Raw genomic sequence first — 21,455 nt, 5'->3', positions numbered from 1 at the left:
GCCTCAGAAAGTCCGCACGAAGAACAGGCGGGCCTCGGGCGTGGCCGTGGCCTTCTCGTCCGTGCGCCACGCGACATCCACGCGCACGTCGTCGCTGAAGTGGAACGTGCCACCGACGCCCAGCCGCGCGTCCTGCCACTCACCGGCACCGCGCACCGTGCCCAGGTCCGCGAAGACGCCGAAGGAATGCCACCGGTACTCGGCCGTCCCCAGCACCGACACGTCGCCCTTGAACTCCTTGAAGCCAAAGCCTCGCAGCGCGCTCCAGCCACCCAGCGCCTCCCGCTTCTGCTCGGGGAGGTTGTCGCCGCCCGCGCCGCGCAGCCGCAGCCGCAGGCCCGTCTCCCAGCCCGTGGGCACCACCATCGTCACGTCACCCAGGAGCTTCCAGAAGCGCTCGTCCGGACCCGTCGCGGCGGGACCCTCGCCCACCTCCAGCGTGACGAACCCATGCAGGAACGGGCTGCGTCCCCAGTCCTTGTCCACGTGGAAGAGGGGCGTCTCCGGCGTGCGGAACAGCGAGCCCACCTTCGCGTTGCGAGGGCTGCCGCTGGCGTACTCCAGCCGGGCGATGACGGACTGGAAGCGGCCCTCGTCCACCGGTGCGTTGGGGAAGGGAGGCGAGTCGCGGCGGAACAGCGAGAGCGGCGGGGTGAAGCTGCGCAGCGTCTCGTAGCGGTCGGAGCGGTACTCGACGCCCGCGAGCCAGTCCTCGGACCAGCGGAAGGTCGCGAACGCCGCCACGCCCTTGCGGCGGAAGTAGTCGCGGTCCGGCCGGTTGATGAGGGCCGAATAGATGGACGAGTCGATGTCGCTCATCCGCCACCGGTCCAGCGTGTCCGTGAAGTCGTACGCCTGTCCGCCCAGCTCCGCGAGCCCCACCGCCGGAACCTCCACGCGCGCGCCGCCCAGCAGGTTGAGTTCGCGCTGCCGCTTCGTGCCCTCGGGGTCATCCGGCAGGCGCTGCCCACCCCAGCGAAGGGGGATGAAGGCGGCGGCGTCCAGCGTGGTGTGGAGGCGGTCCTTCGAATCCCAGATGCGCAGCGAGCCCGCCAGGCCCGGAGCGAACCCCGTCACCTGCGTGTGGATGGGCAGCAGGTCCAGGTCCAGGTCCGGGCGACGCGTGCGCACGTGCACCACGAGGCGCCGTCCCTCCAGCGTGATTCCCTCGCCATCGTGGCCGTGCCGCCAGGACTCGAACAGCTCTCCCCAGCTCAGGTCGAACTCGACCTTCTCACGGCGACGGCGCTCCCCGCGCTTCTGCTCTTCGGTCCGGTAGTGGCGCACGCCGTCGGCCGCGCGCTCCTCGACGATGCGCGCGTCGCGTCGGCGCGCGGCTTCGTCGGAGTCCGTGTCCACGCTCGACGCTTGCAGGAAGGGCAGGCGCGACTCCAGTCGCTCCATGGCGCGGCGCGCGTCGCTGCGGAGGAAGACGTCTCCGGCCTTCAGGTCCAGCGCCTCGCGCACCCGGTCCGCGACAGGGCCGTCCACGCCCACCACGTCCACGCCCTCCAGGCGGCCCTCGTCCACGATGATGGTGAGCTGGCCCTTCGGCGTCAGCGTGCCGGACAGGCTCGCGAGCATGTAGCCGTCGCCGCGCAAGTCTCTCAGCGCGCGTTGCAGCGCGGCCGACACCCCTCCGAGGACGAGACCGGGGCGGTACTCCTCACGCTCCATCCGGGCCAGCCACTCACGAGGCGGACGCTGCGGCGGGCACGGAGTGCTGACGACAGTCAGCGTCCCGCGCGCGCCATTCACGCGCACGATGAACTCCTCATCCTCGTCTTCGTCCTCATCGGGGAAGCGGCGCGGGAGGCGGAAGACCTCCTCGAGGATTTCGGTGCGCCGCAGGTCCTGGAGTCCTTCCACTTCCACCGACGTGACGACGGGGTTCTCCTCCAGATGCACTTCCAGGACGACGGGCCCCTGCTCGGGGAGACGCAGGCGCGGCTCGACACGGGCGAACAGGCCGGTGTGCGCCAGGCGGCGCAGCATCCGCTGGAGGTCGCGGGTTTGAAGGGCCGCGCCAGGCTCGGTGGACGGCGAGCCGATGAAGGCGCGCACCTGGTCCTCCGTCAGCCGCTTGAGACCATGCAGCTCGACTCGCTCCGGCGTGAGCGCGCGGCCATCCACGTTGAGCTCCAGCGGATGGAGGATGGCGAGGTCTTCCACCTCTTCGTCGAGGTAGTCCTCGTCGCACTTCTCCTTCTCGCGCCTGCGCTCGCGCTCGCGCCGGTCCGCTGCCCGTTCGTTGCGCGACTCCGTTCGCGCCGCTGCCCGGGCGTCCTCTTCCTCCTCCTCGCGCTCGTCCGCCGCCTGCTCATTGCGAGCCTCGGTCCGAGCGTCCTCTTCGCGCCGACTCGCCGCCCGCTCGTTCCGGGCCTCGGCTCGCGAGTCTTCCTCCTCCTCGCTCCGCCAGCGCTCCGACCGCTTGTTGCGAGTCTCGTTCCGTGCGTCCTCCTCGCGCGCGGGCGAGGTCTTCGTGCCCTGGGGGAGCGGAAGGGGCAGGCCGTGCTCCTCCTCGGGAGGGGCCACGGGAGCCACGGGGGTGGGGGGCGCGCCGACAACGTGGGTCGGGTCGGGCACGCCCGCGTCCGGCACGGGCTGCGCACCGGCGAGGAGGGAGACGAAGCAGAAGAGAAGCGCGAAGCGGTTCATGCGCATGGGACAGAGCACGCTGCGTTCCAGCCGCCGCGTCGGGGCAAGTGCTTGAAAGGACGAGAGCCGTCCAGCCGTGCCGATGTCATGGACACATCCTGATGTCGAATCGAGATGTGATACTGACATCGAGCCCGACGATTGCCGCGAGCCACCGGGTCCCTTCGAAGTGGCACTCCGTGTCTGGGCGGCCCGTGCTGCTGGCGGGCGGGCCTCAGCTCAGTGAGGCGCCCCAGGGAGGCAACGCGGGCTCAGCCGGGCCAGGCGGCCTGGTTCTCACTCCACCACTTCAGCCACCCCTGGCGATTCGCCTCCAGGTTGCCCACCACGCCGTCACCGAACGTGGTGACGCCGGTGATGCGTCGCAGCGCCGCGCCCCAGAAGACGCTGCCTTCGCGATAGCGCTCGATGATGAGCGGCACCGCGGGCCGTCCCAGCGCGACGAGCGCGTCGAACGACGGATGGTCCAGGAACACGTAGGGGTTGGACGACTCCCGGTGTTCCGCGCAGTGCCGCCCCCACTCTTCGGCGAGGGAGTCGAAGCGGGCGACAGGCTCGCTCATGAGGCACTCACGGGGGACTGACGGGGACGCACGTAGACTCGCACGGGCTCACCATACGAAGGGCCGGTGAGGTCGTCAGCGCTGTTGTGACGGATGAGCGGCTGGGTGCCAATCTTGCTCGTGAAGCGGCCCTGCTCGTCCATCAGCGCGCCGTGCGTCACCTCGAGGGGGCCGTTGCCCGTCATCGGCTTGCGCCCGTAGATGACCACCTTCTCCAGGCTGGGGTCGTTGCTCAGGTCCAACGAGTCCATCGGCTTGTAGCCCTGCGTCGCGTAGAGCTTGTCGAAGTCCTCCACGCGCGTGCCCGGCCACACCCACTCGTCGCGCTTGCCCACCGTCCACGCGATGCAGTTGTAGCGCTCCGACGCGGGGCCGATGCCCACGAACTTGTCCGCGCTCAGGTTGGGGAAGCTCTTGCTCTTGAGCAGCTCGTTCTTCCACCCCGGCTCGGCGTCGTCGCGCGTGACGCCGACGGGGAACTTGAAGTTCTGCCCGTTGGCCGAGTCCCACGTGGTGTTGTCGTCCGCCTTGCCCCGGAACCAGACCTGCACATCCGTCGCCTCGAAGGGCACGCGGACCGACGGCAGGAAGTCGCCGCCCGCGTTGCCGGCCTGCCCTGGCTGGAGGTCGAGCGGGAACTCCAGGGGCGGGCCGCCATTGAAGGACACGCAGGCGACGACGTCGGAGGGCGTCTTGCCGCCCGCGAGCGCCTTGAGGCGGTCCTGGTCATACGCGAGCTGGAGCTTGTCACCGGCGCGCAGCGTGCCGTCGACCTGCGTCTTGAAGTCCTCGGTGAAGGACACCGTCGCGCCCTCTTTCGAGGCGACCGACGCGTCGTTGCTCGGGTCCCACTGGTTGCTCACGCGCCCGTCGGCGCCCGTGGTGCGGAACGACAGGCGCACCAGACCCGTGGCGTCGGGAGGAAGCTCGAACGTGCCGGGCTGGATGTTCAGCCGGCCATTCGCATCGCGGCTGCCGTCGGTGATGGGAATCGCCGTCTCCGTGCCTCCAGGGACCAGCCGCCACACCAACTCCACCTTCTCGGTCTGTGACGAGAAGCGCGCCGGGTCCGCCGTCACCGTCAGCGGCTTGCCCGCCTCCGCGTGGAAGGACGGGCCTCTGCCCGGGCCGGTGGGCAGGTTCACCTGTCCCTGGCCTTCGACGAAGGCGGTGGCCTTCCGACCGCCCTGCTCGAAGCGGGCCTCGTAGCCCGTGGCCTCGTGCAACTGGGGCTGGAGGTCGAGCGACTTCGCGCTCACGGCCGTCGTCGCGGCGGGTCCACTCAGGAGGGATGCACTGACGTGGGGGCGCGTGGCGCGGGACTCGAACTGGTCGACCTGCGAGTGGCCCTGGTTCGCCTTCTCGCCCGAGGGGCGGGCCGCTCGCTCACGCTCCGCGCTGATTCCAGGCTGGGTGGCGGGGACGAAGGTGGGGCGGCCGATGCGGTTCGACATGGGGCGGCTCTTCCTGAAGGGGCGACCTGGGGGTGGGTCCGGAGGGATTATCGCACCCAGGGCTTTCGGGGTTTCCTGCTCGCTGAGAATCGCGCGGGGAGTGCGGGTGCGGGTGACTCTGGAACCTGGCTTCACTCGGGCTTGTGGCAGGCTGCCGGGCCCTCTTTCAGCAAGGAGCTTCACCGTGAATCGCAGTGTTCCCACCCGGTTGGCCCTGGCGTGCGCGTTGCTGCTCATGCCCCTGGGCTGTGCGCATGTCGACCATGCGAGGGACGAGCAGGCCATCCGCCAGATGGTGGACGTGCAGACCCAGGCGTGGAACCGCCAGGACGCGGTGGTGTGGTCCCAGGACTTCGCGCCCGACGCGGACTTCATCAACATCGTCGGGACGCTGTACGAGGGCCAGCCGCAGATTCAGGAGCGCCACGCGGCCATCTTCCAGACGCTCTTCAAGGGCAGTCAGAGCAAGGTCACCATCCGTCGGGTCGCCTTCCCCGCGAGCGACGTGGCCGTGGTGGACACCACGCATGAGGTGACGGGGCACCAGGGCCTGCCTCCCGGCGTGCAGAACACGGAGCCGGGACTGCTGCGGACCCAGATGCGGTACGTGATGAATCGCGTGGGCGGCATGTGGCGCATCGTCGCGGCGCAGAACACCGACGTGAAGCCCCGGCCGTAGCGCGGGCAGGGTGTCGAGGCGCTCAGCTCACGGGGAGCCCGAGCGCCTTGATGCGTCGGTAGAGGTTGCCCCGGTCCACCTGCAACAGCCTCGCGGCTCCGGCGATGCTCTCGCCTTCCAGGAGCGCGGCGCGGATGAGGTCCCGCTCGAAGTCCTCCACGTGCTCGCGGTAGCTCTTCTCTCCGAGGCTGGGGCGCGCGGCTGTCGCGGGAGCCTGCGGCGCGGAGACGGCCTCGGGTCCGAGCGTCAGCGGGCCGCCGCCGCGCAGCAGGTTGAGCCGCTCGATGACGTTGCGCAGCTCGCGCACGTTGCCCGGCCACGGGTACGCACGCAGCGCGGTCTCCGCGCCGGGAGCCAGCACCAGCGGGGCTTCCGGTCCGGCGAACTCGGCCGCGAAGGCGCGCGCCAGCGGGAGCAGGTCCTCGGGGCGCTCTCGCAGGGGAGGGATGTGCAGGGGCATGACGTTGAGGCGGAAGAAGAGGTCCTGACGGAAGCGGCCCTCCTTCACCGCGCGGGCAAGCTCCTGGTGTGTCGCCGCGAGGATGCGCGCGTCCACGGGCACGGGCACCGAGCCACCCAGTCGCTCCACTTCGCGCGTCTCCAGCACGCGCAAGAGCTTGGCTTGGAGTTCCAGCGGCATGTCTCCAATCTCGTCGAGGAGCAGCGTGCCGCCGTGGGCCTGCTCGATGCGCCCCGCGCGGCGACTCACGGCGCCGGAGAACGCGCCCTTCTCATGGCCGAACAGCTCGCTCTCCAGCAGCGTGGCGGGAATCGCGGCGCAGTTGACGGCGACGAGCCGGCCCTTGCGTCCCGACGCCAGGTGCAGCGCCCGCGCGACGCGCTCCTTGCCCGTGCCTGTCTCGCCGGTGATCAGCACCGCCGTGTCGCTGGGGCCCACGCGTGTGATGAGCTGCCGCAAGGCTCCCATGGCGGGGCTGTCGCCCACGAGATGACCGGGGCGCGCGAGCGCATCCAGCAGTCGCTCGCGTTCCTCCTGGAGCGCGCCGAGCGCCAGGGCGTTGCGCAGCGCCGTGACGAGTCGCTCGGGTGAGGGCGGCTTCTCCACGAAGTCCGTGGCGCCGAGCTTCAGGGCCTGCGCGGCCTCTGATGGTGACGCCTCGCCCGACAGCACGACGACGGGCACGGGCAGCGGACGCGGCAGCCGCGCGAGGAACTCCAGGCCTGTCTCGCCCGGCATGCGCAGGTCGAGCAGCATCATCGCGGGGAGGCCCTCGGGGGCTTCGAGGACGCGGGTGGCCTCGGCGGTGGAGCGGGCCTCCACGGAGGTGAAGCCCTCGTCGCTCAAGAGGCCGCGCAGGGCCTTGAGGACGCCAGGGTCGTCGTCGACGACGAGGATTCGGGGGCCGGGCTTCATGTCGTGGGCACGGGGGACGAAGGAGGAAGGAGGGGCAGCTCCACGCGCGCGAGCGTACCGCCGCCGGGCGCGGGCTCCAGTCGGAGCGTGCCGCCATGTTCGTGGGTGATTTTCTGGGAGATGGGCAGCCCCAGCCCACTGCCTTCGGGCTTGGTGCTGAAGAGACCGCGCGTGAGGGCCGCTCCCTCCAGCACGGTGGGCACGCCGCTGCCGCCATCCGTGACGGTGATGCGCACGGCGCTCTCCGTCGCGGGCTCCAGCGCGACACGGACGGGTGGCGCGCCTTCGGGGGAGGCCTCGGCTGCGTTCTTCACGAGGTTGCCAAAAAGCCGGCGCAGGCCGTCCGGGTCCGCGCGCAGCGAGACATCTGGACCGGGCAGCAGCTCCACCGGCACGGGCGAGGTCTCCGCGTACAGTGCGCAGATTTCCGAGAGCAGCGGGCGCAGAGGCACGTCCTGGAAGCGCGGCGCGGGCAGGCGCGCGAAGGTGGAGAAGCTCTGGGTCATCCGCATCAGCAGATCCACTTCCTCCTGGAGCAGGGCGACGGACTCGGTGACGCGCGTGGCGTCAGAGGGCGAGCCTGTGTCCGCGCGAGACAGCCTTGCGAGCGAGAGCTTCATCGCGGTGAGCGGGTTCTTCAGCTCGTGGGCGAGTGAGCGGGCGACGTCCTGCCACGCGGCGATCTGCTCGGCGGACTTGAGCCGCTCGCGCTGGGCGACCAGTTCCTGGCCCATGCGGTTGAACTGGCCCAGGAGGAACTGGAGTTCGTCGCGAGGCGGGTCCGTGGCGGGCAGTCGCACGGAGAGGTCTCCTCGTGCATAGGCCCACATGCCCTCGGTGAGCGTCGTCACAGGGCGGGTCAGCGCACGGCCGAGCAGCACGGCGGCCACCGCCAGCACGCCGCCCGACACGAGGACGAGGACGGTGATGAACGCGGGCACGCGCCGCACCAGGGCCCGACGTGTCAGCTCCGCCTGGGCCAGATGCAGCCGCGCTTCATCCAGGGAGCCGCGAGGCAGGCCCCGGCGCTCCAGGTCAAGGGACACGTCATCCAGCACTGCTTCCACGGGAGCCACGGAGACGGACAACACCCGTTCCAGCGCGCCCTGGGCCACGATGCCCAGGAGCACGAGAGGGACGAGCCCCGCGAGCAGCATCACCGCCAGCAGCCGGCGACGGAAGCGAGGGGGCGGGGGAGTCGAGGACATGGCGGACGCGGGTGGGCTCACGGCAAGAGGGCGACAGGCGCACTACGCGAGACGCGCGCCGCGCTTGCCTCGGGTTGTACCGCTCCGGCGGCCCGTCGCCCAACCTGGGCATGAGTGCTGATAGCCTCATGGGCCGGATGCCCCGCTTCCTCGCGCCCTCTCAGAGTTGGTTGTTCGGTCCGCGCGTGGACCTCGCCGTCTTCGCCGGCAGTGCGCTCGTCTCCGTGGCCATGGTGCTCGGGGCACCCTGGCTGGGGGCCGTGGGTGACACGCCTCTCTGGGCGTGGCTCCTGCTCGTCGTCTGCGTGGACGTGGCCCACGTCTGGTCCACGCTGTTCCGCACCTACCTGGACCCGAACGAACTGCGCCAGCGGCCCGGCCTGTATCTGGGCGCGCCCCTTGTCGCCTGGGTGGTGGGCGTGCTGGCCCACCACGTGTCACCGGGCGCGTTCTGGACGCTGTTCGCCTACGTGGCCTTGTTCCACTTCGTCCGTCAGCAGTACGGCTGGGTCGCGCTGTACACACGCAAGGCGCGAGCCTCCGACGTCGAGCGCCGCCTGGACGCCGCCGCCATCTACGCGGCCACCGTGGGCCCCGTCGTGTGGTGGCATGCGAACCTGCCGCGCGCGTTCTGGTGGTTCGTGGAGGGCGACTTCCTTCCAGGCCTTCCCGCATGGATGGGCACGCTCGCGCTGGCGCTGCACGCGGTGGTGCTCGTGGCGTGGGTCGCCTTCCAGGGACTGCGCGTGTCGCGCGGCGAGGGACTCCAGGTCGGCAAGGTGCTCCTCGTCGGCGCCACGTGGGTGACGTGGTTCGGCGGCATCGTCCTCGCGCGCGATGACTTCACCTTCACGGTGATGAACGTGGTGCTGCACGGCGTGCCGTACTTCGCGCTGCTGTTCCGCTACTCGCGCGGGCGTGGAGAGGAGGGCGGATATGGCGCCGCGGGCACCGTGCTGCGTGCGGGGCTGCCCGGCTTCCTCCTGTTCCTCGTGGCGCTGGCGTTCACCGAGGAACTGTTGTGGGACCGCTTCATCTGGCATGACCGCCCCGGCCTCTTCGGAGGCGCGGACGTGGGGCTCTCGCCGGACCTGCTGGCGCTGGTGGTGCCGCTGCTCGCGTTGCCGCAGGCCACGCACTACGTACTGGATGCGTTCATCTGGAAACCGGGCCGCCAGCCCGCATTGTTGGCCCGGCTCGGTTGGGCGCCGCGCTCCGTGCAAGAGGGTCCACCAATCGCCACCTCGCGCGATTCGACGATGGTCATTCGCGGAGGGAGTGAATAAGGGTCAGAGGCTCTATGCCTCGACTCCTGCTCGTCTCCAATCGTCTCCCTGTCACCGTCAAGGTGGAGAAGGACAGCGTCGCCGTGGTGCGCAGTGCCGGCGGACTGGCCACGGGATTGCGCCGACCCCATGAGCGCTCCGGCGGCCAGTGGATTGGCTGGCCCGGGGACATGTCCCGGCTGTCGGAAAGCCAACGGACGCGCGTGGAGGAACAGTTCGCCGAGCAGCGCTACGTGCCCATCCACCTCACCGCGAGCGAGGTGAGCCGCTACTACGAGGGCTACTCCAACCGGGTCCTCTGGCCGCTGTGCCACTACATGCTGGACCGCATCCCCCGTCAGGACCGTGACTGGGAGGTGTACCGCAAGGTCAACGAACGTTTCGCGGACCTCACCGCGAAGCAGTACCAGCCGGGCGACACCATCTGGGTGCATGACTACCAGCTCATGCTGGTGCCGGGGATGTTGCGCGAGCGGCTCCCCGAAGCCCGCATCGGGTACTTCCACCACATCCCGTTCCCCTCGTCGGAAATCTTCCGGACGCTGCCCCGCAGGGAGGCGCTGCTGAAGGGCCTGCTCGGCGCGGACCTCATCGGCTTCCACACGGTGAGCTACGTGCGGCACTTCTCCGGCTCGCTGTTGCGGCAGCTCAGCCTGGACACGGATGTCGACAGCATCATGTGGCAGGGGCGGCAGGTGCGGGTGGGCGCCTTCCCCATGGGAATCGACTCCGACTCCTTCGACTCGCTCGCGAAGGAGGTGAGCGTGCTGGAGGAAGTGGCCTCGCTGCGGCGCACCGCGGAGGGACAGCGCATCCTGCTGGGCATCGACCGGCTCGACTACACCAAGGGCATCCCCCGCAGGCTGCTGGCGGTGCAGCGCCTGCTGGAGCGCGAGCCCGCGTGGCGCGGACGCCTGCGTTTCATCCAGGTGGCCGTGCCCAGCCGCACCCAGGTGGAGGCGTATGCCACGTACCGCGAGCAGGTGAACGAGCTGGTGGGGCGCATCAATGGCCAGTACGGCAGCGTGCAGAACGTGCCGGTGCATTACCTCTACCGCTCCTTCAACGAGAAGCAGCTCGCCGGGCTGTACCGCGCCGCGGACGTCATGCTGGTGACGCCCGTGAGGGATGGCATGAACCTGGTGGCCAAGGAGTTCTGTGCCTCCCGGCCGGACGAGGACGGCGTGTTGGTGCTCAGCGAACTCGCCGGCGCCGCCGACGAGCTGAACAAGGCGCTCACCGTCAACCCCTACGACGTGGAGGCGACGGCGGACGCCATCGAGCAGGCGCTGGAGATGGGCGAGCACGAGCGCCGCGAGCGCATGCGCGCCTTGCGCGCGCAGGTGAAGGCCCACGACGTGCACTGGTGGGTGTCCCACTTCCTGGGCCGGCTCCAGGGGCTGCCCTCGGTCTCCGTGCGTGACGTCAAGGGCGGCGATGAGGCGCTGGAGGTGATGAAGTCGGCGGAGCGCCTGTCGCTGATGCTCGACTATGACGGGACGCTGGTGGGCTTCGCGCCACGGCCGGAGCTGGCCGCGCCGGATGATGCCCTGCGGGCGTTGCTGGCGAAGCTGGTGGCGAGGCCGAACACCACGGTGAGCGTGGTCAGCGGCCGGCCCAAGGAGACGCTGGAGTCGTGGTTCGGGACGCTGCCCATGGGGCTGCACGCGGAGCACGGCCTGTGGTCCCGCTCGAGGCCGGGGGATGCGTGGCGGATGCTCGACGGGGTGACGGCGGAGTGGAAGGACGCCGCGCGCCCCATGCTCGACGAGTTCGCCGCGCGCGTCCCCGGCTCGTTCGTGGAGGAGAAGTCCGCGTCGCTGGCGTGGCACTACCGCCAGGTGGACCCGGAGTTCGGCGCGCTCCAATCCCGTGAGCTGCGATTGAAGCTGGCGGAGACCTTCGCCCGGCGGCCCGTGGACATCCTCCCCGGCGACAAGGTGGTGGAGGTGCGGCCTCATGGCGTGAACAAGGGCCGGGTCGTGGACGCGGTGACTCGCCAGCTGGAGCCGGGCACACTGGTGGTGGCCGTGGGGGATGACCGCACGGACGAGGACATGTTCGCGGCCATGCCCGAGGGCGGGCTCACGATTCACGCGGGCAACAAACCCTCGCGCGCCACGTATCGCGTCAGCGGCCCGGAGGAAGTGCGCAAGTTGTTGGCCGCGCTCGTGGAGACCTGACCGCGCATCCTCCGCACCCGGGGGCGACGTCGAGGCCGGGGCTCGACGGTTTCGTTGGCAAGTCGTAGGACATTCCACGAAATGCCGAGGAGTCGGGTGACAGGCTCCCTCTCCGCTGGTGTTCTGCTTCCGGGCCGGATTTTCACGGGGAGATGGAACATGGATGTCCCGCGCCGTGGTCTGCGGGTGGGTGCAGCGGTGCTGGTGGTGAGCTTCTCCGGGGCGGGATGTGGCCCGGGTGACGATGCCGTCACCAACGAAGTGGAGACCAGTGAACAGGGCCTGGACTGGGAGCAGTCGCTCCTGGCCCCCCTGGACCGGGATGCGCTGCGACAAGCCATCGCCGGCTTGCCGGACGCGAGGACGACAGCGGCGCAGGTCCGCATCAATGGCACCGCGGGACGCTGGCTCGGCGCGTCCGGAGTCGCGGATGTCCACGCGGGCACGCCCGTGCCCACGGATGCGCGCTTCCGCATCGGCAGCATCACCAAGACGTTCACCGCCACCGTGGTGTTGCAACTCGCCGCGGAGCGCCGCGTGGACCTGGACCGCCCGGTGCAGCACTACCTGCCCGGGCTGCTGCCCCCCAATTTCGGCCTCATCACCGTGCGTCAGCTCTTGAATCACACGCACGGCCTGCCCAACGTCCCGCTGCCGTCGAAGGACCCGGAGTGGTTCTTCGACAACCGGTTCCGCCGCTGGTCGCCCCGCGAGCTCGTCGCGCTGGCGCTGCCGCCCGGGCCCCGCTTCGTGCCGGGCACCCAGCAGGAGTACGGCAACATCGGCTACCTCGTCGCGGGGCTGCTCATCGAGAAGGTCACCGGCAGGCCCTACGCCCATGCGGTGCGCGAGCGCATCCTCACGCCGCTCGACCTGCGGGACACGTCCGTGCCCGGCAATGACCCGACGATTCCCGGCCCTCATTCCAGGGGCTACGAGGCCGTCACCAAGGCCGACGGCACGGTGCACCTGGTCGACGTCACCGAGGCGAACCAGTCCATCCCCTGGGCCGCCGGGGAGATGATCTCCACCACGGCCGACCTGGACACGTTCCTCTCCGCGCTCTTCCGGGGCCGGCTGCTGCCACCCGCGCAGCTCCAGGAACTCTTCACCGTGCCGGACGTGCCCACCCTGGGCGGAGGGCGCGCGAGCTACAGCGCGGGCCTGACACGCTTCGAGGTGAACGGCCTGACGCTGTGGGGCAAGAGCGGAGACCGGCACGGCTACAACAACGGCATGGGGGCCACGCGGGACTTGCGCCGGCGCCTGGTCTACTCCGTCAACACGCTGCACATGGGACAGGAGCGGCCGGCCATCGCCGACCGCATCGTCGCCACCACCTTCGCCGCCCGTTCCCCCCGTCCCTGAACGAAGCGCACGGCCTCCGCGCGCGTGAAGCGAGCGGAGGCCGCGGCGAATGACTACCGCACGAGGGACGCGGTGCGACCGCCGGGGCCCTGGATGATGACCCGGCGCGCGAAGGCACGGTCCACGCGGCCGAGGAAGTCCCTGAACGCCGGGTACTCGTCCGCCTTCACGCGCGCGACGGAGAGCTTCACCTCACCCTCCGCGACGAGCTTGCCCTCCTCCACGCGGTAGGTGAGCTTGAGGCGGCCGAACGCGTTCGTCTCCTCCACCGCCTGCGGCAGCTCCGTCACGGACCAGCCCGCGGGCAGCGTGTAGCGCAGGTTGAAGCTGTTGACCCACGGGCTCTGCATCACCAGGTCGAACCGGCGCTCCGCCAGCGGGGCGAAGGCCTGCTGGTAGGTGCGGCCCGTGCCGAAGGGCAGGAAGCGCACCGCGTTGGGCATCACCTCCGCGTAGCGGGGGATGCTCATCCGGAAGTCCATGGACACGTCGTCGTCCAGCTTCGTGGTGTCGCTCAACGACACCTCGTTCACCGTCAGGCCGGGGAAGCTCTGCGCCCACGCCCGCTCGAAGGTGGACTTGCGCGTGGCCTCCGGACGGTACGCCCGGCGGTATTCCGGCGCGCTCTGGCCGCTCACCGTGCTGGCGCCCGTCACTTCCGCGCTGCCATCCGCGCGCAGCGCCACGTCCATCTTCAGGCCCGTGGCGTTGTCCTCCGCCCTGGCCTCCGGCGTGGTGAGGAAGGTGCTCTTGCCGTCCGGCTCCACCACCAGCACGTTGGCGACGCGGTCCGCGCTGGGCAGCTCCTTCGCCCCGTGGAACTCCGCCGTGCCATCCAGGTACAAGTCGAACTTGGGAACATACGCAATCGCGTGGTTGAAGGCCGCGAGGCTCGCGGGCTCCGCGTCCAGCGCGCCCAGGTTGCGCATACGCAGGAGCACCAGCCGGCTGTCCACGCCCGCCACCCGCAGCATGGCGTGGATGAGGCTCGCCTTGTCCTTGCAGTCACCGAAGCGCCGCGACAGCACCCGGTCCACGCGGTACGGCTTGAAGCCGTGGATGCCGAACTCCAGCGCGACGTAGCGCGTGTTCGTCACCACGAAGTTGTAGATGGCGCGCACCACCGCCAGCTCGTTCTTCCGGTCCACGCCCGTGAGCACCTGGTCCACCGTCTGCTTCAGCTCCGAGTTCGGCTGGAGCTGGTCCCTCACGAGGCCCCACCAGTAGCGGCCCACCTGGTCCCACGTCTGGTAGGTGGAGACGTGGAGGTTCTGGGCGACCTCCGCCCAGCCCGGCATGCCCGGCTCCGGCACCACCTTGGCCACGTGCTTCGCGTTCCAGCGGTACAGCACGCGCCCGCCGTCCACCGACTCCTGCGCGCTCTCCACGCCCTGCAGCCGGCTCTTGTTCCAGTAGAGCGGGCGCTCCTTGGGCATCTCCACCAGGTACTGGAAGCGCAGCTTGGGATAGACGCCCTGCACGCTCTCCACGTCACCCCAGTAGTCCGACAGGAGGTTCTCCTGCGCGGTGTCGTCCAGGCGGTACGTCACCTCCAGCGTGTCGCCGGCGGCCAGGGACGGGAAGGAGAGCACCTTGGCGCGGGCGTCGTAGTACATGCCCGTCCACGGCTCGTTGATGTTGCGGTCGTTCTCCCCGTAGCTCTCCACCACGGAGCCGTCCGTCTTCGTCACCCGGGCGCGCAGCACGCGCACCTCCTGGCGGTCCGGCGAGTAGGTGATGGGCATGGTGCGGAAGGCGTCCACGCCGCGCGCGTTCTGCACCTTCACCACCATCTGCATCAGCCGGCTGGACAGGCCGCTCTTCTGGACGTGCACGAAGGTGTTGTCGACCAGGTAGATGGCGTCCTCGTGGACGTACGCCTCGGCCTCCTTCGCCAGGGGCCTGGCGTCCACCACGTGCTGCATGCCGGCGCCGGCGCCCTCGCCCTTGAGGGCGCGCAGGGCCTCCTTCAGGCCGGGGTTCTGCGGACGCAGCACCAGTGAGCGCTCGAAGGCGGCCAGAGCGGGCTCCCGGCGGCCGGCGGCGAGCAGCGCGCGACCCTCGCGCTCGTAGACCTCCGGCTCATCCGGGGACAGGGCACGGGCCTCCGCGAACAGGGCCACCGCCGGCTCCACCGCGCCGTTGCTGGCCTTCAGCTCCGCGAGCCTCACGCGGGCGCCGTTGTCGAACGGGTTGAGGGCGACCAACTGCGAGTACTCGCGCTCGGCGGCCTCCACCTGACCGGAGTCCGCCAGCAGCGCGGCCAGCGCGCGGCGCGTGCCGGTGTCGTCGAAGCGCAGCGCCAGCACCACGCGCATCCGGTCCATGGCCTCGCGATGGCGGCCGAGCTGCCGGGAAATCTGCGCCGCGGTCCGCACCGCGCGCGGCTGCCGGGGCTGATGGCGGAAGGCCTCCTCCACCAGCGCGTGCGCGCGCGGACGCTCACCCAGGGCCTCGTAGGCGCGGGCCAGCGCCAGCCGGGCGGAGGCCTCCTCGGGCGTCTTCTCCAGCACGGGCGCCACCAGCGCCATGACGCGCTCCGGGTGTCCGCGCTCCATCTCATGGTCCGCCAGGGCCACGCGGGCCTCGGGCAGCGTGGGGTCGGCGGCCACGGCGGCCTCCAGGAAGCGCCGGCGCTCGTTCAGGTCATCTCGCTGCAGGCTCGCCGCGAGCATCTGCAGGCGCGCGTCCTTGGGCGCGAGCTCCGCGGCGCGCGTGGCCTCCACCGTGGCGGTGTGCTCGCGGTCATCGAAGCCCCGGTAGAAGCCGAGCACCCGCGCGTAGTCCCCGTGCAGGGTGGCGTCGTTGGGGTTCTTCTCCACCAGGGTGCGCAGCGCGGAGGTCAGCGTGGGCAGCGTCTGCGGAGCGGGGGCCGCGCCGCGCTCGATGGCGGGCGCCCTGGCCGGCAGCGACGCGCGCACGGACGGCGACTCCTGGCGCAGGTAGAAGCCCAGCGGGCCCGTCTCCTGGCACACCTTGAGGAGCACGCGGTTGAGGCCCTTGCGCAGCTTCACGGACACGCGGGACTGGTCCGGGCGCGGCAGGTTGTAGCGGTCCTCCTTGGCGGCCAACTGCCCGTTCACCCACAGGCGGAAGGCGCCGGAGGTGCCCAGGCCGAGCGCCACGCGCGTCTCCTGTGAGGACTCCAACCAGGTGACGGCGTAGGCCACGGCCTCGCGGTTGGGGCGCACGGCGGTGGCCAGGTCCACGTAGCCGTCCGCGGTGGTCGCGGTCAGCTTGCGCCAGGACACCTGACGGCCCTTGGCGCCCGCGTAGTTGGCGGCCAGGTCCAGGTTGGCGGCCTCCGGGCCGAAGTCCGTGTCACACCCGGACTTGCCCTCGTTGTCGAAGCCGCCGACGACGTAGTAGTCGCCGAGGAAGCCCATCCACTGCTTCACCTCGCCCGCGCGCGTCAGCCGGCCCCGGGCGCGCTCGGTGTCCAAGAGGAGCAGCTGCGCGGTGGCGCGCGTGTTCGCGTCGAACTGCCGCCGCGAGGCCACGTAGGAGTAGGTGCTCACCAGCGGCGTGAGGTCTTCCACCTCGTCCACCAGCGAGTGCAGCCGGAGGAGGCCCGCGGCGCCCCGGGGCGAGGAGGCCTGCTTCAGCGCCTCGGCCGCGTACAAGCGGGCCGTCTCGTCCGCCGCGGGCCGGGCCTGCACCCAGAGGGGGCAGGTGAGCACGAAGACTGCGGCCAGCCATGTGAAGCGGGACATCCGTTCTCCTCGGTGCGACATGCGTGTAGGGCGAAGGCCCCGCGCATTCCGGGGCCGCCGACGCCGATGAACAGGCGGGCCCTTTGGGGCCTTCCCCTGCATGCGGCCCTGGATGGCGGACAGGCAACCGAAAACGTCACCCGGCGTGCGGAGGGGAACGGGGTAGGTGCGGGTGGGTTTGGAGTGGCGCGGGGCAAGTCAGGGGCTTGGGGTCTCGAAAACCCCGCCTACACTGCGGCTCCCGGCGCCCCCGAGGAAGCCCCTGGAGCGCCCGACTTCGTCCTCACACCCCCCGGAGCCCCCCATGCGTCGTCTCGTCATCCTGCTCACCGCGCTGAACCTCGTGGCCTGTGCCCACGGAGGGAGCGCCTCGGAGCCGGCCGCTCCGGAGGCCGCCTCCGCGAAGCCCCCGGCACCCAAGCCCGTCGCCACGCCGGAGGCGATGAAGGCGGCCTCCGAGGGGTATGCGCTGTCCCGGAAGGGCGACAACGCGGGCGCGCTGGCCCTGTTCCGGACGGCCTGGGAGGGCGGGGCGCGGGGCAGGAGCCTGGCCTACACCGCGGCTTGCGTGGCCTCCCTCGCGAAGGTGAACGAGGAGGGGCTGGTCTGGTTGGAGCGCGCCGTGGACGAGGGCTTCAATGACGCGAAGCACCTCGCGAAGGACCCGGACCTGGACAACATCCGGAGCCTGCCTGGCTTCGCGCCGCTGGCGCAGCGAGTCGCCGCGGCCGACGCGAAGCAGTACGAGGCCGCGGACCCGGCGCTGCGCGACGAGCTGCTGAAGCGCGCGGACGAGGACCAGGACGTGCGCAAGCTCCTCGTGGCCTCGAATTTCAAGGACGAGGCCGTCAAGACGAAGATGCGCGAGGTCGACGCCAGCAACACGGCCTTCCTCAAGGACGTCATCGCGAAGCGGGGCTGGCCGGGCAAGGCCCTGGTGGGCGCGCGCGCCACCTTCAGTGCGTGGCTGATGGTGCAGCACGCGGACCAGGACGTGGCGTTCCAGGAGCAGGTCCTGCCGATGCTGGAGCAGGCCGTGGCGCGAGGCGAGGGTTCGGCCAAGGAGCTCGCGTACCTCACCGACCGGGTGCTGGTGAACACCGACAAGCCGCAGCGTTACGGCACCCAGTTGGAGCCGGTGGACGGGAAGATGGTGCCCAAGCAGTTGGAGGACCCGGCGAACGTGAACGCGCGTCGCGCCGCCGTGGGCCTCGACTCGGTGGAGGAGTACATCCAGAGCGTCGAGCGGATGAAGGCCGCGATGAACAAGCCGTAAGCTCGCGCGGGCCCTAGAGCACGACGCCGAAGTATTCCGCGAGCGCCCGTCGGCGGGAGTCCTCGTCCAGCACGGTCAGCTCGCGGCGCTCCTTCCCCTCGGTGATGACGAGGGCGCCTTCCTTGAGGGTGACGCGGCCCTTCGGCGTCGCCTTCGTGCAAAGCCGTCGCTGCGTGAAGATGGACTCCGGCGAAGTCTGGTGGTGGTGGCACATGCCGGTGAAGTCCTCCAGCGCGCGCGGGACGAGGGAGAGCGCGTACTGCGCCTCCCAGCCCTGCTCCGAGTCGCGCCACAGCAAGAGCCCCGCGCCGTCGGCGGCCAGCCGGTAGTCGCGTCCGGCGCGTGTCTGCACTCCCCGCTCGTCCAGGCGCAAGGGCTCCAGGAAGCCCTCTCCGAAGCCGACGTCGACGAGCCACTGCTCGCCCCCGTCCTCCACCTGGAGCGTCAGGTGGTCGAACTCCGGGCCGAACGTCCCGTCCCTGGCGTCGGAGGCGACACGCGCGGACAGCGGCGTGACGCTGTAGCCACGCGCGGTGAGCAGCCGGGAGAACAGGCCGTTGAGCTCGTAGCAGAAGCCGCCGCGCCGGCGGGTGACGACCTTGTCGAAGAGGGCGTCCGTGTCGAGCCGGATGGGGCGGCTCAGGTGGATGTCCAGGTTCTCGAACGGCACCGACTCAAGATGCGCCCGGTGCAGCGTGGCCAGCGACGCGTCGGCGGGGGCCTGGATGCGTTCCATGTATCGCGCGGCGTCGAACATGGCGCATGTCTAGCGCGGTCCACCCGGTGGGTGGAACGGGCTTTCCGGGCGGGCGTTGTCGGCCTGACGCGGCGGGAGGCTCCCTCAACTGACGAGGGAGCCTCTGCGGTGAATCCTACTTCGCCGGAGTGCTGGTGACGGGAGGCGGGCGGCGCAGGAAGGACCGCACGCTTTCGAGCTGCAGGCGGTCCGACTCCACGCACAGGCGGATGGACTCCAGCGCCCGGGCGTAGGCGCGCGGCGCGCCCTCCAGCTTGTCGACGCGGGGGCCAAGGAAGGCCTCCAGCTCCGCGCGGTGCTTGTCGTCACAGAGCGAGCCCGTCATCGCGATGAGCCAGCCCAGTTCGTCCGAGCGGACGCGGGTGGCGAGCGTGTCGAAGTGCTCGCGGTAGAAGCTCCACGCCACCTCGCGCGTCTCCGGCTCGGAGAAGGCCCCGGCGAACAGCGGGCGCGCGTCGCGCACGTCGAACTCCGTCATGGCCAGGGTCAGGTTCTCTTTCACCAGGGCCGGGTCCCGGAAGCTGGCGAGCACGTTGATCATCTGGCTGCGCTCGTTGCGGTCCTCCGCCTTGCGCGCGCGGGCGAGCAGCGTGTCGTAGAGGGCGCGGTCGGCGTTGCGCGCGGCCACCGACAGCACCAGCGGCACGGCCTCCGGGTCCACGCTGTCTCGCTTCGCGAGCCACTGGGTCGCCAGGCCCTGGGCCTCGCGCACCAGGGCGGGGTGGTGTCCCGTCATCGTCGCCAGGGCGAGGTGCAGCGAGCGCGTCTGCTTCAGTTCGTCGCTGTCGTTCTTCTTGGGCAACCAGCCCAGGGCCTTGGCGCGAGCGCCGTAGAGCTGCCCCACCCAGGTGCGGAAGCGTGCGCGCTCGGCCGGGGTGAGGTGGTCCTCGTTCACCAGGTAGAGCAGGCGGGCGCCGCCCATGACGAGGGAGCGGCTCGCGTCGGACGCGGTCGCCGGCACCATCTTCAGCGCCTCGCCGAGCGGCAGGTCACCCCGGCGCACCGACGCCTCCACGTCCGCGAGGAGCGCCAGCCGCTCCGGCACCGACAGCGTCTTCTGCGTCGCGGCGAGCACCTGGGTGAGCTGCTGGGACGAGTAGCCCGCGCGGTAGTAGCCCATGCCGCCCGCGTTGAGCAGGACCCACTGGGGACACTTCTCGAGCGGCAGCTCCAGCTCTCCAGTGCTCTCGGAGAGCAGCTGGCAGACGCGCACGTCCTCCGCGCCGACACCCGCGCGCACGCACACGGGGACGGACCAGGTCTGGTCCTTGGAGGCGTTGGAGCCCGCGGGCAGGTAGCGCTCCTGGGACAGCTTCAGCTTCGGCCGCTTGCCGGCGTCGCACTGCACCTGGGCGGAGACGCGGGGGGCGCCCGGCTGGTCGATGAAGCTTCGGAAGGAGCGGGCGACGTCGGGGCCCGCGGTCTCCGAGAGCGTGGTGGCGAAGTCGTCGGACGTCGCGGTGCCCCACTCGTGCTTGCGCACGTGGGTGCGCAGCATGTCGCGCATCTTGTCCGGTCCCAGCCAGGACTCGAACATGCCGATGATGGCCGAGCCCTTGGCGTAGGTGGTGGAGTTGTCGAAGGAGCCGATGACCTCGTCATGCGTCGTCGCGGGCTTGCGCACCGGCAGCGCGGCGGCGAGCTCGTCCGCGCTCATGGCGCCGGACAGCGCGTGGGTGCTGGCGTCCTGACCGAAGCCCCAGCTCGGGTCGAACCCGTCCATCTGCTTGCGGTCCAGCCACGACGTCAGCGACTCGTTCAGCCAGATGTCGTCCCACCAGCGGCAGGTGACGATGTTGCCGAACCAGTAGTGGCCCAGTTCATGGCCCGCGATGTTGACGTACCACTTGCGGCGCTGGAGCGTTTCCTCGCCGGGGCGGATGAGCGTCAGGGGCTGACCCAGGGCGACGAGGCCCGGGTGCTCCATGGTGCCCCAGTAGCGAGGCACCACCGCGACGTCGAGCTTCTCGTACGGGTAGGCCTGGTCGAAGAAGTCCTCGAGCACGGTGACGATGCGCGGGGTGACGCTCGCCGCGTACGCCGTCTCCGGGCCGCGACCCTTGGGGACGATGAAGCGCAGCGGCACCTTGTTGCGGCCGGTGGTGCCCGCGTCCACCACGTCGAAGGGGCCCACGACAAAGGCCACGAGGTAGCTGGGCATGGGCTTGCTGTCGCGGAAGGTGATGCGCTGGAGCCCGTCGGGCAGCGTCTCCTTCGCCTCGATGGCGTGGTTGGCGAGCGCCACGTCACCGGCCTTCACGGTGAAGCGCAGCCGCCAGGGTACCTTGAAGGTCGGCTCGTCGAAGCAGGGGAAGGCGCGGCGCGCGTCCACCGGCTCGAAGAAGGTGTAGAGGTAGTTGTTGCCGCCTTCCTCCTGCGAGTAGATGCCCCGGCTGCGCTCGGCATCCACCTTGCCGGAGAAGGTGATGACGATGCGCGCGCGTCCAGGCGCGAGCGTCTCCGGCAGCAGCAGGCCGAGTCGTCCGTCGCTCGCGGTGACGGCCCGGGCCTCCAGCGTGAGCGAGTCCTTCTCCACGCGGGCCGCGCTCACGTCCAAATCCTGTCCGTGCAGCCAGACCTGGCGCACCGGCTCGCGCACGTCCACGTCGATGGTGACGGTGCCCGAGTACGTCGGCTCCGAGGACAGCAGCTTCAGGTCCAGCGTGTAGTGGGTGGGCTGGACGGTGTCCGGGAGCCGCAGCGCGGGGGGCTGGGCTTCGGGCCACTCGGGCGTCGCCGCCGCCGTGGCCTCGGGCTTGGAGGGGACGGTGGTCTCGGTGGCGTGGGTACAGTGAAGCGAGACCAACGCGGGGACGAGGAGGAGGAGGTGCCTGCGCATGCCGCGAGGCTACCGCGCCCCTCGCGTTTGGCTACCGAGAAGGGCGCGGCGATGCGTGTCTATGAATTCCGCGTGGGTGCCGGCAGAGCCGGATTC

At 70.6% G+C, this 21,455-nt stretch carries 13 protein-coding genes; 5 read left to right on the top strand and 8 right to left on the bottom strand.

Annotated elements, in window-relative coordinates; translation table 11 throughout:
- Nucleotides 1-3: 3 nt before the first annotated feature.
- The 3 genes from HUA78_RS35200 to HUA78_RS35190 all read right to left on the bottom strand — a co-directional run bounded on the left by HUA78_RS35200 (nt 4) and on the right by HUA78_RS35190 (nt 4,675).
- A complete protein-coding gene (locus tag HUA78_RS35200; protein WP_217442714.1) occupies nt 4-2,664 on the bottom strand; it encodes a hypothetical protein in 2,661 nt (886 codons plus the stop codon).
- A 245-nt stretch (nt 2,665-2,909) separates the two neighbouring features.
- Nucleotides 2,910-3,221, bottom strand: coding sequence for a hypothetical protein (locus HUA78_RS35195; RefSeq protein ID WP_174454665.1), 312 nt, complete (start codon nt 3,219-3,221; stop codon nt 2,910-2,912).
- Nucleotides 3,218-4,675, bottom strand: coding sequence for a DUF6209 family protein (locus tag HUA78_RS35190; protein ID WP_174478171.1), 1,458 nt, complete (start codon nt 4,673-4,675; stop codon nt 3,218-3,220). The genes HUA78_RS35195 and HUA78_RS35190 overlap by 4 nt, the downstream gene beginning before the upstream one ends.
- Nucleotides 4,676-4,859: 184 nt before the next feature.
- On the opposite strand from HUA78_RS35190, the gene HUA78_RS35185 reads away from it, so the two are divergent.
- Nucleotides 4,860-5,354, top strand: coding sequence for an SgcJ/EcaC family oxidoreductase (locus HUA78_RS35185; protein ID WP_371745737.1), 495 nt, complete (start codon nt 4,860-4,862; stop codon nt 5,352-5,354).
- Nucleotides 5,355-5,376: 22 nt separating this feature from the next.
- Here HUA78_RS35185 and HUA78_RS35180 read toward each other — a convergent pair whose 3' ends face one another.
- Both HUA78_RS35180 and HUA78_RS35175 read right to left on the bottom strand, forming a co-directional pair.
- A complete protein-coding gene (locus HUA78_RS35180) occupies nt 5,377-6,729 on the bottom strand; it encodes a sigma-54 dependent transcriptional regulator (RefSeq protein WP_174478170.1) in 1,353 nt (450 codons plus the stop codon).
- Nucleotides 6,726-7,937: a PAS domain-containing sensor histidine kinase gene (locus tag HUA78_RS35175; RefSeq protein WP_174478169.1), complete on the bottom strand. Its 1,212-nt coding sequence runs from the start codon at nt 7,935-7,937 to the stop codon at nt 6,726-6,728. The genes HUA78_RS35180 and HUA78_RS35175 overlap by 4 nt, the downstream gene beginning before the upstream one ends.
- Before the next feature lie 137 nt (nt 7,938-8,074).
- Between HUA78_RS35175 and HUA78_RS35170 the strand changes: the two genes are divergently transcribed.
- The 3 genes from HUA78_RS35170 (at nt 8,075) to HUA78_RS35160 (ending at nt 12,774) form a co-directional block, all read left to right on the top strand.
- The gene (locus HUA78_RS35170) at nt 8,075-9,223 is read left to right on the top strand and encodes a hypothetical protein (RefSeq protein WP_174478202.1); all 1,149 of its coding nucleotides are present in this window, start codon (nt 8,075-8,077) and stop codon (nt 9,221-9,223) included.
- Between the two features lie 14 nt (nt 9,224-9,237).
- Nucleotides 9,238-11,406 carry a bifunctional alpha,alpha-trehalose-phosphate synthase (UDP-forming)/trehalose-phosphatase gene (locus tag HUA78_RS35165; protein ID WP_174454669.1) on the top strand — a complete coding sequence of 723 codons (2,169 nt, stop codon included), beginning with the start codon at nt 9,238-9,240 and terminating at the stop codon, nt 11,404-11,406.
- A 159-nt stretch (nt 11,407-11,565) separates the two neighbouring features.
- The gene (locus tag HUA78_RS35160) at nt 11,566-12,774 is read left to right on the top strand and encodes a serine hydrolase (protein WP_174459661.1); all 1,209 of its coding nucleotides are present in this window, start codon (nt 11,566-11,568) and stop codon (nt 12,772-12,774) included.
- A gap of 53 nt (nt 12,775-12,827) precedes the next feature.
- Here the strand turns inward: HUA78_RS35160 and HUA78_RS35155 are convergent, their stop codons facing one another.
- Nucleotides 12,828-16,487, bottom strand: a complete 3,660-nt coding sequence (locus HUA78_RS35155; protein ID WP_141642190.1) for a DUF3857 domain-containing protein — start codon at nt 16,485-16,487, stop codon at nt 12,828-12,830.
- Between the two features lie 304 nt (nt 16,488-16,791).
- Here HUA78_RS35155 and HUA78_RS35150 point away from each other — a divergent pair, with 304 nt between their 5' ends.
- Nucleotides 16,792-17,763, top strand: coding sequence for a DUF6624 domain-containing protein (locus HUA78_RS35150; protein WP_174478168.1), 972 nt, complete (start codon nt 16,792-16,794; stop codon nt 17,761-17,763).
- Nucleotides 17,764-17,776: 13 nt separating this feature from the next.
- On the opposite strand, the gene HUA78_RS35145 is transcribed toward HUA78_RS35150, so the two are convergent.
- Together HUA78_RS35145 and HUA78_RS35140 are read right to left on the bottom strand one after the other, a co-directional pair.
- On the bottom strand, nt 17,777-18,520 hold the full coding sequence (locus HUA78_RS35145) for an arylamine N-acetyltransferase (RefSeq protein WP_174454672.1): 744 nt from the start codon (nt 18,518-18,520) through the stop codon (nt 17,777-17,779).
- A 115-nt stretch (nt 18,521-18,635) separates the two neighbouring features.
- Entirely contained in the window at nt 18,636-21,359 is a 2,724-nt protein-coding gene (locus tag HUA78_RS35140) for a M1 family metallopeptidase (protein WP_174454673.1), read from the bottom strand.
- Between the last annotated feature and the right edge of the window lie 96 nt (nt 21,360-21,455).

The organism is Myxococcus sp. CA033, assembly GCF_013336625.1.
Taxonomy (GTDB): Bacteria; Myxococcota; Myxococcia; order Myxococcales; family Myxococcaceae; genus Myxococcus; species Myxococcus llanfairpwllgwyngyllgogerychwyrndrobwllllantysiliogogogochensis.
Note: the sequence above shows the minus strand (reverse complement) of the source record. Positions and strands in the feature narration are given on the sequence as shown.